The organism is Chloracidobacterium sp. (assembly GCA_016716305.1).
Taxonomy (GTDB): domain Bacteria; phylum Acidobacteriota; class Blastocatellia; order Pyrinomonadales; family Pyrinomonadaceae; genus OLB17.
This window is the reverse complement of the sequence record JADJWP010000002.1, coordinates 1,232,723-1,247,485: the sequence shown is the minus strand read 5'-3', so window position 1 is coordinate 1,247,485 and position 14,763 is coordinate 1,232,723. Positions and strand designations below refer to the sequence as shown.

Annotated in this window: 15 protein-coding genes; 5 read left to right on the top strand and 10 right to left on the bottom strand. The window is 52.2% G+C overall.

Annotation, left to right across the window (positions count from 1 at the left end):
- Positions 1–514: 514 nt before the first annotated feature.
- The 4 genes from IPM28_07600 (at position 515) to IPM28_07585 (ending at position 4,442) form a co-directional block, all read left to right on the top strand.
- Positions 515–2,554, top strand: a complete 2,040-nt coding sequence (locus tag IPM28_07600) for a radical SAM protein (GenBank protein MBK9172858.1) — start codon at positions 515–517, stop codon at positions 2,552–2,554.
- A 446-nt stretch (positions 2,555–3,000) separates the two neighbouring features.
- A complete protein-coding gene (locus tag IPM28_07595; GenBank protein MBK9172857.1) occupies positions 3,001–3,222 on the top strand; it encodes an AbrB/MazE/SpoVT family DNA-binding domain-containing protein in 222 nt (73 codons plus the stop codon).
- Complete coding sequence (locus IPM28_07590; GenBank protein ID MBK9172856.1) at positions 3,219–3,596, top strand: type II toxin-antitoxin system death-on-curing family toxin; 378 nt, start codon at positions 3,219–3,221, stop codon at positions 3,594–3,596. The genes IPM28_07595 and IPM28_07590 overlap by 4 nt, the downstream gene beginning before the upstream one ends.
- A gap of 339 nt (positions 3,597–3,935) precedes the next feature.
- Positions 3,936–4,442: a hypothetical protein gene (locus tag IPM28_07585; protein ID MBK9172855.1), complete on the top strand. Its 507-nt coding sequence runs from the start codon at positions 3,936–3,938 to the stop codon at positions 4,440–4,442.
- 200 nt (positions 4,443–4,642) lie between these two features.
- Here the strand turns inward: IPM28_07585 and IPM28_07580 are convergent, their stop codons facing one another.
- From IPM28_07580 to IPM28_07550, 7 genes are all read right to left on the bottom strand, one after another.
- On the bottom strand, positions 4,643–6,022 hold the full coding sequence (locus IPM28_07580; protein ID MBK9172854.1) for a trypsin-like peptidase domain-containing protein: 1,380 nt from the start codon (positions 6,020–6,022) through the stop codon (positions 4,643–4,645).
- Between the two features lie 186 nt (positions 6,023–6,208).
- Positions 6,209–6,487 (bottom strand): hypothetical protein, encoded by a 279-nt coding sequence (locus tag IPM28_07575; GenBank protein ID MBK9172853.1) that lies wholly within the window; start codon positions 6,485–6,487, stop codon positions 6,209–6,211.
- Between the two features lie 34 nt (positions 6,488–6,521).
- Positions 6,522–6,980, bottom strand: a complete 459-nt coding sequence (locus tag IPM28_07570; protein MBK9172852.1) for a hypothetical protein — start codon at positions 6,978–6,980, stop codon at positions 6,522–6,524.
- A 27-nt stretch (positions 6,981–7,007) separates the two neighbouring features.
- On the bottom strand, positions 7,008–7,529 hold the full coding sequence (locus IPM28_07565; protein ID MBK9172851.1) for a 3-hydroxyanthranilate 3,4-dioxygenase: 522 nt from the start codon (positions 7,527–7,529) through the stop codon (positions 7,008–7,010).
- A 34-nt stretch (positions 7,530–7,563) separates the two neighbouring features.
- On the bottom strand, positions 7,564–8,115 hold the full coding sequence (locus IPM28_07560; protein ID MBK9172850.1) for a DUF1697 domain-containing protein: 552 nt from the start codon (positions 8,113–8,115) through the stop codon (positions 7,564–7,566).
- A 76-nt stretch (positions 8,116–8,191) separates the two neighbouring features.
- A complete protein-coding gene (locus tag IPM28_07555) occupies positions 8,192–9,268 on the bottom strand; it encodes an NAD(P)-dependent alcohol dehydrogenase (protein ID MBK9172849.1) in 1,077 nt (358 codons plus the stop codon).
- 17 nt (positions 9,269–9,285) lie between these two features.
- A complete protein-coding gene (locus IPM28_07550; GenBank protein MBK9172848.1) occupies positions 9,286–9,708 on the bottom strand; it encodes a RidA family protein in 423 nt (140 codons plus the stop codon).
- A gap of 81 nt (positions 9,709–9,789) precedes the next feature.
- On the opposite strand from IPM28_07550, the gene IPM28_07545 reads away from it, so the two are divergent.
- Positions 9,790–11,103, top strand: coding sequence for an HlyC/CorC family transporter (locus tag IPM28_07545; protein MBK9172847.1), 1,314 nt, complete (start codon positions 9,790–9,792; stop codon positions 11,101–11,103).
- Positions 11,104–11,112: 9 nt separating this feature from the next.
- Here the strand turns inward: IPM28_07545 and pepT are convergent, their stop codons facing one another.
- The 3 genes from pepT to IPM28_07530 all read right to left on the bottom strand — a co-directional run bounded on the left by pepT (position 11,113) and on the right by IPM28_07530 (position 14,657).
- Positions 11,113–12,348, bottom strand: a complete 1,236-nt coding sequence (pepT, locus tag IPM28_07540) for a peptidase T (GenBank protein ID MBK9172846.1) — start codon at positions 12,346–12,348, stop codon at positions 11,113–11,115.
- A gap of 113 nt (positions 12,349–12,461) precedes the next feature.
- The gene (locus tag IPM28_07535) at positions 12,462–13,142 is read right to left on the bottom strand and encodes a cupin domain-containing protein (GenBank protein MBK9172845.1); all 681 of its coding nucleotides are present in this window, start codon (positions 13,140–13,142) and stop codon (positions 12,462–12,464) included.
- A gap of 48 nt (positions 13,143–13,190) precedes the next feature.
- Entirely contained in the window at positions 13,191–14,657 is a 1,467-nt protein-coding gene (locus tag IPM28_07530) for an aldehyde dehydrogenase (GenBank protein MBK9172844.1), read from the bottom strand.
- Positions 14,658–14,763 lie beyond the last annotated feature (106 nt).

Below are 14,763 nucleotides of genomic sequence, written 5' to 3'. Positions count from 1 at the left end.
CAATTTCATAACATATTTGTTTTGAGCAGTTAATGTATGCTACCTAAGGTAAGGGATGATTTGAGCGCTTAAGATTCCGTGTTTTGCCGAAAAATCGGGCGATCGATTCAGGACTTAGCAAATATCGAAGCGGCGAATCGATGAATGTGATTTGGCGTCCTGTCCACTCCTATGGCGCTTAAACGATGGCATAATCGAACCGGCTGTTCGTTCATTTTGAACGAATTTGTTTAAGGGCCAAGGGCGTTCGCTTTGTGTCGAAATGGCCTACAGCTCATTGTTGGTCCGTGGCTGTGTCAACACGATACATACCGATAATTGGGATCGATCGCACATCAGGCTCGTAAATGATTATAGCCGTTGTACTTACGCGATCATCGATCGACAGGCTCTATTGGCACGCCTTTTGCTACTAGATAAGAAGCTATTTCCGCGCATTTTTTTAATTCAAAATCGAGAACATTGCGGACACTATGCGGTTTAAGAAAAACTGCAAATCGTGGAGATCATTATTATGAGACCTGTTAAACACCTTGAGAAAGGCCTTACATACATTGCGGCCGGGGCTTTCAATGCCATACGTTCGGTCAATCAGTTCAAACCTAATCCATCGTTCACACCGAAATGGGCAGATAAGCCGATCCTAAAGTCGTGGCAGAAATCCAAGCCGACGCTTGGCTTCCCGCGGCAGACCGATTCGCTTTGCCCGAATTGCGTTATCGAGGCCCGCGAAGAGATCCTTAGCGGTTCGCGCGACGTATCGACATTGATCAATGAGAACGTGGGCGAGATCAAGGCCCAGATCATTGAGCGAGACGGCCAGGTTTGGATGATCAAGGACTGCCCGAAGCACGGCCACTTCGAAGACATGATGGCGATGGATTCCAAGTTCCTTCAGCACATCGAATCGCTCTTTCCGGGCCGCGACATGCAGTCGCACAATGACGAGAAGCTCCATAACCACGGTTCATCGACGATCAAATACGGCCGCGGTGCCGTTTTGACGGTCGACTTGACCAACCGCTGCAACATGATGTGCGATCCGTGCTTCATGGACGCCAATCAGGTCGGGTTCGTTCACGAACTCTCAATGGAAGACGTCAAAGAGATCCTCGACAACGCCATCCAGATCAAACCGCGTCGTCAGATGTCGGTCCAGTATTCGGGCGGCGAACCGACGCTCTCGCCTTACTTTCTTGATGCGGTCCGCTATGCACGAAAGGTCGGATACAATTCGGTGCAGGCCGCGACCAATGGAATCGAGTTCGCTAAATCGAAAGAGTTTTGCCGTGAGGCGGCCGAAGCCGGACTTCGTTTCGTTTACCTGCAGTTCGACGGCATCGGCAACGATGCAAACTCGCACCGCCAGATCGGCAACCTTTTTGACGTAAAGCTGCGTGCGATCAACAACCTGCACGAAGCCGGCGTTGACATCATCCTGGTTACCACGCTCGTCAACGGCATCAACAACGACCAGGTCGGATCGATCATCCGGTTCGCGCTTGAGAATCCCAAAAAGATCTCGTTCATCGCGTTCCAGCCCGTATCATTTACCGGCCGCGACGAACTGATCACCGAACAGCGTCGCCTGCAGCAGCGTTATACGCTTGCTCACCTTGCTCACGATGTAAAAGGCCAGGTCGGCATCACCGAACCGACGCGCGATTGGTTCCCGCTTTCCTTGATGGGAGCATTCGCCGATTTTGCTGACGTGGTCCACGGGCCCGAGAGCGAATGGGGACAGGTCAGCTGCGGCTGCCACCCGAACTGCGGCGTCGGAACTGCGGTGATGGTCAACAAGGAAACAAAAGAGATGGCGCCGGTCCCGCAGTTCCTGAACATTCAGGGCCTCGTGACCGACATGCAGCACATCACCGACACGAACCGCGGAAAGTGGTTCTCTAATATAATGATGGGCCTCGCCCTTTTGAAGAACTACAACCCATACGGCGCGCCGAACAGCCTTACGCTGAAGGGCATCCTGATGAAGTTCGACAAATCCTTCGGCCTTTCGGGCAAGGATTACGGAAAGGTCGGCCCCGACCGCACGATCGAGGATATCGAGAAACGCCGTAAAGACCCGTGGAACTTCCTCTTTATTGCAGGCATGTGGTTCCAGGATCTGTTCAACTACGATTTCCGCCGGACCGAGATGTGCATCATCCCGTACGGTACGCAGGAAGGCGAGATCAGTTTCTGTGCATACAACACCGGCATCGGCTGGCGCAACATCATCGAGCACATGCACCAGAACGCGACCGTTGCTCAGTGGTACAAAGAGCACGGCCGCCACGAGGTCTTTGCTCGCGGTAAAGAGGTCGAGCTCGGCGATGCATCGCACAACCTCGTTCTCAACGAGATCGATCTTCAGCGTCCGAACAAGCCTGAAATGGAAGGCCCGAAGACCGCTGCCGAGGAAATGCAGATGATGCGTAAGCTCTATCAGCAGATGGTCATGGACAAGAACCAGATCAAGGCCGAACCCCTCGTCCAGATCGGCGGCATCAAACGCGAAAAGAAAGAGAACGCCAAAGAAATGGCCGTGGCTGAGTAAGTCAGCGCGTTAGTTAGAAACAGAGAAGCCTCGTCGAGAAATCGGCGAGGTTTTTTTGTAAGAAAACTCTTGACAAACAATTGTTATAACATTAACCTAACTTTACATTAGAGGTTATAACGATGGAAACAATACACCTTTTTGACAAGCGGAATCAACGATCGATCACAGCCCATCACCACTCGCAGCCGCATTATCCGGTATATCGCGAACATGGAATAAATCGTCAAGGTCTGATCGACGGCGAGCCAGTAACATTTGTACTTAGGCCCGGATATCCTAATTCTGTCCGCGTCAATTTCAAGCGCGCCGAAGACGATTTCTGGTCTTTTTTCGATGACCGAGAGATTCACGACGAACTCATGAATGCGGATTCTGATTTCGTTCTCGAACTTTCATCGCGAGAGACGGGGAGGCAATCATTGAGGATCGCACCGGAGAGAGCAATGCTAAGTGTTACCACGGTTGGAAATTCAATTGGCGTCGTCTTGCCACGACACGTCCTCGAGCGCCTACGGGTTGATAAAGGTGACAAACTATTTGTGCTGGAAACGCCAGCTGGTATAGAGTTGACTCCCTATGACCCAGAATTCGCCGAGCAGATGGCGATTGCCGAACGGGTTATGCGTGAAGATCGCGACGTTCTTCGCAAACTGGCTGAACGATGAAATGGCTCCGACTCGATGCCGTTCTCGCTATTCACCAACGCCAGATCGCAGAACACGGCGGCGGCGGCGGCGTCCGCGATCTCGGGCTCCTGGAATCTGTCGTCGCACGACCGCAAAACATCCACACCTACGAACCCGAGGCCGACATCGCCAGGCTCGCTGCGGCTTACGGTTTCGGGATCGCGAAAAATCATCCGTTCGTTGACGGCAACAAGCGAACGTCGCTGGTCGCGACACGCACCTTCTTATTGCTAAATGGCTATCAATTTAACGCGACCCAGGTCGAGAAATACCTGACCTTCCTCTCTCTCGCCGAAGGAACCCTCTCCGAAGACGAACTGGCCCAATGGCTCCGCGAAAGGATCGCTCAATAGATTTCGATCAGATTCGGCATATTCGTCATTCATCATTCTGAATTCATCATTCGTTTCGATCGGCGGCATCAAACGCGAAAAGAAAGAGAACGCCAAAGAAACGAAGGTCGCTGAATAACCTTAAACTCCCCGCCTTGATCAGGCGCAGCTCTTCGTTTGGAGTCGATTTAGTTCTTCCGATGCCAACTGCGAATCTTGAATCACCTAATTTAGACACAAGACTTTCTATACCCGTGAATATCCAGCCGGAAAAACGCCACACGACGAAGATTGACAGAAATCACAACCCCCGATAGACTCTTCTGCAAACCCAAAAGATCGAACTAGGAGAAAAGATAAATGTACAGAATCCCAACAAGACATTTCTTTGTCCGCAAAGCTGTTGCATGTTGTTTGATAATTTCGGTGTTAATCGTTTCTTCGGCATTTGCTCAGACTGCGGCTCGAACTTATGAGGTAGAAATGGTCGTGCCTTCGGGTAAGAAATCGATCGAGACCGACGCAGTGCTCACAATCGGCGAGACTACGTTTCGTGTTGTGCCTGACAAGACAGCATTCAAAGCTGAAGCAAAGGAATTTAACTACACTGATATCAAGGTTGCCGATTATTCATACGCAAAAAAGCCTATGCTGTCTGGCGGCGGAGCTGTCGCAACCGCGCTGTTGGTCGGATTTATTTTTGCATTGCCGTTTTTGTTCATCAAAAAGAAAAAACACTGGCTTACCGTGCAGACGGAAAAAGAGTTTGCGGTGATCAAACTCGGTACGTCGAGCCACCGCCAGATCGTCGCTGAACTTAGAACCCACGGCGTCACTGTTAGCGAATTGAAAGAAGAAGGCAAATAGACCAAGACCGTCTGCAATAGAAGTTGGCCCCGTTTGGCCGGAGCCCTATGCTTAGAATTAGCCGTCGCTGAATAAGTCAGGACCGCTTGCGTAAGCGGGCGGCCAGTTTGCTAATGAAACCCTCGTCGAGCTATCGGCGAGGCTTTTTGTTTGTGGTCGCCAAGGGAGACTAGGATCAATATTTGAAAGAAAGTCTAGTACTACTGTGGATCACCCGACTCCAGAATCGCGTTTAGTTTAGGAGAACTACCAACCGCAATGGTCACGCTTCGAACCCACTCCTTAAAGCCTTTTCGGATTACCTTTATTTCGTGCTCACCGGGACTCAAACTGATCCGGGAGGGAGTGCTCCCAACAAACTTTCCGTTTACGAAAATTTCGGCACCGTCTGGCTCCGAAACGATTTCAGCCACAACCTTTTCGGCTGTCGGCACTCTCGCAATCACACCTTCCCGTGCCTCGTAAACAGGTGTGTAATCAAAATGCTCCTTAAGCATTTGAAGTATCTCGCTGCAAAATATCGCGAACCCTAGCCCCTCTTTGTCACCACCGATAATTTTCCAAGTATTAACACCAATAACTTCGCCTCGATTATTCAGCAATGGCCCTCCACTATTTCCGCTGTTAATCGCTGCATCAGTTTGAATCAACAATCCGTCGGTTGCGGAATTCCGGAATGAACTTAAAATCCCGCGGGTAACAGTGTTGTTAAGCGTAACCGTACTTATACCGGGATTGCCGACGGCCAGTACATCTGCGCCCACCTTGGCATCGGCAGGATTTGCTATGGGAACAATTGGAAAGTTTGACCCATCAACTTTTATTAGGGCTAGATCTTTTTGTGGATGAACATAGATCGAAGAGCTGCGAAATGTCTCCCCTTTTGAAGTAACAACGTTAACAACCTGATTTGATTGGACTACGTGCTTATTCGTTACGACAATGCCAGATTCCAAAATAAAGAAACCGCTGCCAGATGATGATCCGGCTTGGATTGTGACAACAGCTGGTAGGCTTCTCGCTACAATTTCCTCAGTCACGAGGATAGGCCGCGTTTGGAGAGTTGTATCTTGCGAATCTCGAGAACTCTTTGCAAACGGGTTGGTTCCTAAAAACTCCCCAATTTTGTCCAATTTCACATGGAATTCAGGCGAATCTAACACATAGTAAATAATTCGATTTTGCCCATTCAAACTTACCCACTGATAAGGGCCGCGAGTTATCTGAATAGTCTTGGTTACATAACCTTCCTTTGAAACGGTCATCGTCCAATGCGTTGGAATGTAGCTAGAGAATGCGAAGGTCGGTCCATTATAAAAATATTTAAATTTTACGGGATTACGAAATGGTGTTCGCCCCATCTCCTCGTTTCCGATGGTTACCGTAGCTCCAGGCGGATCGCTAGTAACGGAGAAGAATTTATACTTTTCCCGATTTTCACGTTCGCGATCTTTCTGCTCTCGCTTTTCGCGGTCACGTTGTTCCTGCGAGGCTTTACCACTCGACTCACTTTGTGGTCTGCCAATAATGGGCGAACATAGAAACACAGCAATTACAGCAAAAACGAGGATTTTTTTCATAGGGAAATTGGATTATCGTTCGACATCTTTATAATTTGTTCGAACGACGAATGTCAAGATAGAGCTTGGAAAATTGGAAGACCCGCGAGCAGTCTCGCGGGTCTTTTCATTTATCCATCGATGTAACGGTTATCGGATAAGTTCCGTCTTTTCGAGGTTCGATCCGAGCTGCTCGGATGTTCGGGTCTATTCGTCCCGGTTCGAGCGGCGGCGGTGGGTTTCGCGGCCTCCGCCCAGATATGCCATGACGGCGACGACCAGATGGGCGACGAACCAGATATTCTCGTAGCCCATGTTCTGATAGATATAGATCAGGATGAGCACTCGCGGGAAAACGACGCCGAGCAGTATGTCGGCCCACTGCGGAACGCTGTTCGCAGGGAAAAGGTCAGGATACATCGCCAGATAGACGAGCATCACGATCCGCGGGAAGAACAGCGAAAATAGCAGAAAGTAAAAATCCATTTGCAGCCAAGAATATTCCGAAGCCTCGGTCGAGTCAAGAAGTTTCTGTTAAGAAAATGCGGAACGGGGAATTCGGAACGCGGAAAAAGTGCTGCGGGTCGTCAGGTCGCGCGGGGTCGGTGGTCGAATATTCGATCGCGTGCTGGTCGCCGATCGTCCGGGCTGGGCTTTCGGCACTATCAAGGTGCAGCGAGCCGGGCAGCGGCCATCCGAAATGCCGATGTGCAGGCTCGGCCGGCGACGCGTCCCTGACAGCCGACGATGGGCGGGTGACCTCGCTCGGCCACAGGGTGAATACGGGCGACCAGCGAAAGCGAACCGCGTTTTTGCCTGGGAAATTGCTCGATACGGCGGCTTGCGTGCCTCTCGCCGGTTCGCCGCGGGCCTCATTTTCACGGCCGTTCGCGTCACCGAATGCGGCTCGACGGTGATCGTCGCCCGGCTCATCGCCTCGCTCGTCAGCCGATCGTAACTGCCGCGCAGCGATCTTCAAAAAACACGGCCGACGCCGCCTGCAGATTCAACTGACCACCGGCGGCGGCTCCATCACGGTGCCGCATGCCTTGCACGTCCGCAGGCCTTCGTCGCCGTAAAATCGTTTGAAAACCCCCTGAAACTGGGTAGTTATGTCCTCAAGCTGGAAATATTCCTCGTAGAGTTTCGCGTTGCAGCTCTCGCAAAACCAGAGCAGGCCGTCGAGTTCGCCGGGCCGGCGTTTGCGTTCGATGACGAGCCCGACCGTGTTCGCACCGCGGATCGGATTATGCGGGATCCGCGGCGGCAGCAGGAACATCTCGCCCTCGCGGATCGGCACCTCGACCGCCTTGCCGTCTTCCTGCACCTGCACCTTAATATCACCCTCAAGCTGATAGAAAAGCTCCTCGCCCTCGTCCCAATGATAATCCTTGCGCGAGTTTGGCCCGCCGACGACCATCACGATGAAATCATCATCGTCGTAGACACACTTGTTGCCGACCGGAGGCTTCAGCAAATGACGGTTGTCGTCGATCCACTGTTTGAAGTTGAAAGGACGTCGGATCATACGAGAATTAAACCACGAAATACACGAAAAATGCTCATAAGACCGCGAGTTTTTCGACGGTCCGCCAGTTGCGGGCGGTGGCGGCGATCTTGAGTTTCTTTTCGAACTGACCCCTGCCAAGATAGCTGTCGGCAACGCCCATCGGAAGGTGGCAATATATCTCGCGCCCGATCAATTGAAAGCGTTCGCCGGGCGGCGCCAATTCGCCAAGCAGGGCGGCGCTGTCTTCCGATAGCTCCGACCTGAGGAATAAGACGTGCATCTCTTTGTGGCTTTCGAACTGGCCGGCAAATGGATTGCTATCAAGAATGGTTTGAATGTGCTGCTGCTCGCGGACCATCACCGAAACCGTCCTGCCAAAGGTCAATTGCAGGGCGGATTCTATCTGATCAACGAGGGTCGATTCAAGCGTTGAACCCGCAGCTGCAGGCATCCTGCGGGCAATGTCGAAAGCCAGATTGCCGCTATTGATGTAGCTCGCAACGTTTTCAAAAGTGAGAGCTTCGAACATCGCCCGAAGCTCTCCCATTTTGATCATCGTGTTTCCGCCGACGTTGATGCCGCGGAGCAGTGCGACATGGCGCATAAAGCTTGAAACGATGTGACCTATCGCGTCTTTGCAGGACGCCGAATGCCTGCAAAGACGCAATGTTGAAAACGACTTACGCGTTCGCCATATCGATGACGAAACGGTAACGGACGTCTGCTTTGACGGTGCGATCGTAGGCTGTATCGATGTAATCAGGCTTGATCAGTTCGATGTCTGAGGTGATGCCGTGTTTCGCACAAAAATCGAGCATCTCCTGCGTTTCCGGAATTCCGCCGATCAGCGAACCGGCGAGCACCTTATTGCCGCCGATCAACGAGAAGGCATTCAGCGGGGCCGGCTCGGTCGGCACACCCACGATCACCATTACGCCATTAAGCCCGAGCAGCGACAGATACGCGTTGTAATCGTGATTTGCCGATATCGTGTCGAGGATGAAGTCAAAACTGCCGGTCGCGGCGGTCCGTGCTTCATCGTCGCGGATATTGACAAATTTGTGGGCACCCAGCTTTCTAGCATCATCTTCTTTCGACGGCGACGTGCTCAACACCGTGACCTCGGCGCCCATTGCAACAGCAAGCTTCACACCCATGTGTCCAAGCCCGCCTAGTCCGGCTATCGCGACTTTCTTGCCTGGGCCGACGCCCCATTTCCTGAGCGGCGAGTACGTGGTGATGCCGGCGCACAGCAGCGGTGCGACACCGGGAAGGTCCTCGTCGGGTGCGTTCACATTTAGAGCATACGCTTCATCGACGACGTAATGCTTCGAATAACCGCCGAAGGTGGGTGTGGTCCGGTCCATCTCGGTGCTGTTATACGTCTGGGCCGAGCCCTTGATGCAATATTGTTCGATGCCGTGGTGGCAGGCACCACACTCGCGGCACGAATCTACGAAACAGCCGATTCCGGCGATGTCGCCTTCTTTGAATTTTGTCACATCGCTGCCCACCCTGGTAACCCGCCCAACGATCTCATGGCCCGGAACCATCGGGTAAAGCGACGGTATCATCGGCTCCCATTCGGCGCGAGCCTGATGGATGTCCGAATGGCAGATCCCTGCATATAGTATGTCGATAAGGATGTCTTTCGGGCCGACCTCGCGGCGCTGAAATTCGAACGGTTCAAACGTGGCCTCTGGCCCTGAAACGGCAAATCCGCGTGTGGCAATACCTTCTGCTGCTGGTGCTGTCATAATCTTTCTCCCCTTTTTTATTTAACAGTTGCAATAACCTTCAATTCAATAGCGATCGGCGTCGGAAGCGAGCTTATCTCCACCGTTGTCCGGCACGGCCGGTTATCGGCAAAATATTCTGCATAGACCCGATTGTATGTAGCAAAATCGTCTTTCATATTTGTTAAGAATACGGTCACGTCGACGATCTTGTCCCACGATGAACCCGCATCCTCCAGAATGAAGCGAATGTTCTGGAAGACCGACCTGCACTGGGTTTCGATATCGTAAGAAACGATCGCCCCGGTCTCGTCCAGGTCAACGCCCGGAATTGTTTTTGACTCGCGTTCCCGTGGTCCGACACCGGAAAGAAATAACAGGTTGCCGACACGGCGTGCGTGCGGATAAAGGCCAACGGGTTCGGGCGCCCTTGACGAATTGATCTGATCGCTTTCAGACATTTGGACTATTCTATCGCACATTTGCGACGAGAAAAAATGACCGATTCGGATGGGTCGGGTGGGGTGTGTAACAATGACGATATGAGCGAAATTGCATTTGAAGCTATCCTGATCGGATTTCTCATAGTCATCAACGGACTTTTTTCGATGACGGAGATCGCCGTTGTATCTTCGCGGCGGGTTCGGCTTGCAAAGGCGGCAGAGGACGGAGATGCGGGCGCAGCCAAGGCATTAGAACTTCAACAGAATCCTGATCGGTTTCTCTCTGCAGTCCAGATCGGGATCACGCTTGTGGGCGTTCTTTCAGGGGCATTTGGCGGGGCGCTGCTTTCAGATGAGGTCGCAAGTGTGGTGTCGCAGATCGCGTTGCTCGAACCATATGCCCATTCGATCGGCTTTGGCGTGGTGATCGTGATCATCACCTATCTTTCGCTGGTCATCGGCGAACTCGTTCCGAAAAACATTGCCCTTGCGAGGCCCGAAACGATCGCGAAACTATTTTCGAGGCCCATGTATTTCGTCTCACGGCTTACCGCACCAGTCGTATGGCTTTTGAGTGTTTCGACGAGAACGATCTTGAAGTTGTTTCGGTTGACACAGACAAGTGAATCGGGAATAACCGAAGAAGAGATCCGAGCGCATATCGCACACGGCACTGAGCTTGGAGTGTTGGAAGAGGTCGAACAGGAGCTGATCGAAAGCGTCATTAAGCTCGACGATCAAAGGATCACGGCAGTGATGACGCCTCGGATCAAGATCGAATGGATCGACCTTGACGATGATCCGGAGGTGCTTCGAAAAGAGTTATCAGAGGCCGGTTATTCAAGGATGCCGGTCTGCAGAGAGACTTTGGATAACGTCGTTGGCGTCGTAAAAGCGAGGGATCTGCTTGCTCACTACTTGACGGTTGGCGAGTTGGATATAGAAGCGGTACTGAAACAGCCGATTTTCGTCCCCGAAACGAAAACGGTTCTAGAACTACTCGAGACGTTCAAAGGATCGGGTTCTACGATGTCTCTAGTGATCGATGAATTCGGAAGCGTTGTCGGACTTGTTACTCTCAACGACATTCTAGAAGAGATTGTTGGCGATCTGCCCGCAGGAGGGATCGTTCAAAGGAGCGTAGTTTTACGTGAGGATGGATCGATGCTGCTCGACGGACAACTCTCGGTCATAGATCTAATTGATCTACTCGACCTCAGACCACTTCCAGAGGACGAACGCGACGCGTACCAAACGCTCGCCGGTTTTGTTTTGGCCCGACTTGAGAAGTTGCCGAACGAAGGCGAGCGATTCGATTGGGAAGGATTCAAGTTTGAGGTCGTAGATATGGATGGTCGGAGGGTAGACAAGGTGCTCGTGACCCGTCAACCCAGCGAACCGGATGTAAATTGAGCTGAGGGGTCAGTTGCCGCCCTTTTCGGCCCAGATCTGAACCAGGTTGACCAAAGTCTCGGTCGATCTTTCAAGGCCTTTTCGTGAGTTCCACTCGAGCTTGCCATGGAAATTGTGCCCGCCTGTAAATAGGTTGGGAGTAGGCAGACCCATGAACGTGAGCCGAGCCCCGTCCGTTCCGCCTCGTATGGGCTTCATCTTCGGCGTGACCCCGGCACGTTTCGCGGCGTCGCTAGCGAATTGAACCAGCTGAGGATATTTTTTCAGCTCTTCTTTCATATTCAAATAACCGACGCGAATATCGAATTTCGCAGCAACGTTCGGAAATCTCTTCATCGTATCATCGAGCATTCGACGGAGCATTGCTTCCTGTTCGTCGACGCCGGACATTTCAAAGTTCCTAAGCAAAACCCTGACGACCGAGGTCTCGATATCCAATGTGGAATTGTAGGGATGAACAAATCCGACGCGGCCTTCGGTAGTTTCGGGCCGAGGGACCTTCGGGTCGTTGAAACGCGACAGATAGTCGGCTGCTGCAAACGATGAGTTTACAAGGATGTCTTTTGCATAGCCGGGATGGGTCGATTTACCGCTGAAGGTGATCGTCGCGGTTTTTGCGGTCCATGTTTCGTCCGAAATTTCACCGAGTTCTCCACCGTCTACGGTGTAGGCGTACTTCGCGCCGAACCCTTTCACGTCAAACTTATCGATGCCTCCGCCGACCTCTTCGTCAGGTGTAAAGGCCACAGCGATGTTGCCGTGCTTGAACTGCGGATTATTGCGGAGAATATCGATCATCGTCATGATCTCAGCAATTCCCGATTTATCGTCAGAGCCGAGCAGTGTCGTGCCGTCGGCGGTGATGATATCGTCCCCGATCAGTTCCTTCAGCGCAGGGTTTTTCTCTACCGTGATCACCTGCGTCTTATCGTTCGGCAGGACAATGTCGCCGCCTTGATAGTTCTTGTGAATGATGGCGTTCACATTTTCGCCTGAAACGGCCGGCGATGTGTCCATGTGAGCAATAAAGCCGATCGTCGGGACCTTCGAATTATCAGGGAGGTTGCCCGGCACTAGCCCGTATACGATCGCGTGTTCGCTAATTCGAACGTTCTGGACGCCAAGCGCCTTGAGTTCCTTCTCAAGCAGCCTGGCCAAGTTCCATTGCTTATCGGAACTCGGCACTTTGCCTGCCTCCTCGACCGCCTGTGTGTCGATCTTGACGTACCGAAGAAATCGGTCCATGGCAGATTCCGCTGGAGCCTTGATCTGCGCAAGCGACCCGGCTGCAAATGCAATCGTGATAACTACCGTAAATAGAAATTTCATAACAATTTTTTGGTGTCGAGGGCAACAAACTAAACCTGCGGTGAACGTTTCGGCCTGTATTTCTCGTAGTTGTCTCGATATCCTATCAATCTCGCAGTCGGTTCCATTAACGTACGCAAGGCCTTTTGCACACTGATCGGAGGGCCGTCAGCGATCCATGAATCGGCCTCGCCGCCATAGACCGAAAGCTGCATGAGCATCTGCGGAGTGCTTGGGCCATTGGGATATTCGTCCATGAAACCATAGAGCTGTACAAGAAGATAGCCGAATTCGACCGGGAGAGTTTTCGGGTCGTCACTCTCTATGATGACAGTTTCACCTGTTTCGTTGAACGGCTTGTGCCTCGTCATCGGCGGAATTGTGACGGATTCGCCTGCTCGAAGTGACTTTTTTTCGCCATCAACCAAAATGCTGAGCGTACCCGATTTCACTGTAAACGATTCCGCAAAATGCTCATGAAAATGTTCGGGCGGGCCTGCCGCGTGCGGCTTTACCTCAAGCCGTGTGTGGAGCCATCCGTCTTTGATCGCGAGAACTGTCTGGTCAAAGCCTTCGAATCTACTCACAAGCCGGTCGCCGGGATGGAAAAAATGTGAAAGATCTCGCTTTTCGGTCGGCTTCAGTATCTTAACAAGTATGATCCCGAAAACAAGGTAACCAATTATCGCCAACAAAGGAAATAGAAAACCGAACCGAATAAGTTTTTTCATTGCTCATGCCTCCAACACATCTCTAATTAAGAAACGCGTAAAAGAGCCTCAAAGCCGAACACAAACATTCTTCTCCTCGGTAAAAAACCTTAATGCATCGAAGCCGCCTTCGCGGCCTATGCCGCTGTCCTTCACGCCGCCGAAAGGTGTGCGTAGATCGCGAAGCATCCAGCAATTGACCCAGACGATGCCGGATTCCAATTTACCTGAGATTCGATGGGCACGGGAAAGGCTTTCCGTCCAAACGGTCGACGAAAGGCCGTAACGAACGCTGTTAGCATAGTCGAGAACTTCGGCTTCGGTGTCGAACGGCATTATCGTTACGACCGGGCCGAAGATCTCTTCTTGATTCGTGCGGCAATCGTGCGGAAGGCCCTCGATGACCGTAGGCTCGATGAAATATCCGCCGAGCGACCGGCCACCCGCGGACGCAGGGGCTTCTGACACGTGTCCGCCGGTTAATATTGTGCCGCCTTCGGTTTTGGCGAGTTCGATGTACGAGAGGATCTTTTCGAAGTGCTGTTTCGAAACGATCGCGCCGACGTCGATATCCGCATCATTCGGGTCACCGACCTTCAGGGAACTGACACGCGCAACGAAATCGTTCTTGAAACGTTCAAAAATCGGCCGTTCTACGAAGATTCGTGAACCACAGAGGCAGATCTCGCCTTGATTGGAGAAGGACGAGCGCACGGCCGTCGCAAGCATTTCTTCGTAATCGCAGTCGGCAAAGATGATGTTCGGATTCTTGCCGCCCAGTTCGAGCGAGAGTTTCTTGAACATCGGTGCGGCGACGCGGGCTATCTCTTCGCCGGTTGTTGTGCCGCCGGTGAATGAAATTGCCCTGATGTCGCGGTGTGCGACGATGGCCGATCCGACCTTTGGTCCGGTGCCGTGGACGATATTAAGTACTCCGGCAGGCAAGCCCGCCTCGATGCATAACTTTGACAACAAGAAAGCGGTCATTGGAGTAACTTCGCTTGGTTTCGCTACAACCGTGCAGCCCGCGGCGATCGCCGGTGCGATCTTCCATGTAAATAGATACAGCGGAAGGTTCCATGGCGAAATGCAGCCCGCGACGCCGAGCGGCTGCCGCAGCGTGTAATTGATCGCGTGAATTCCGCCTGCACCAAATGTCTCATGCGATTCGTTAGCGAGGTGCATACCGGCGGTCGCGTAGAATCGAAAATTCGCTGCCGCACGCGGGATATCGATGGTTCGGGCGAGCGATATCGGCTTGCCATTATCTCTTGATTCGGCCGCTGCAAGCGGTTCGAGATCGCGTTCGATCAGCGACACAAGCCGCATCAGGATAGCGAATCGTTCATCAGGCGGCGTCGTCGACCAGGCCGGGAACGCTGCTTTCGCCGCCTCGACCGCCAGTTCGACGTCTCGTTCGTCCGAATCAGGGATAAGTGAATAGACGATACCCGTGGCCGGTTCAAAATTGTCGAGGTATTGACCAGCGAGCGGCTCGACCAGACTGCCGCCGATATAGTTTTCGATAGACGCCATATGTCAAGGGATCCTTCTACCGACATCAAGTTTTTGCATTGCTTCGCAAAAACAGGAAGTTACGATATAGTAGCAAAACTCACGAACTAATTTGACCTGTTCCGCC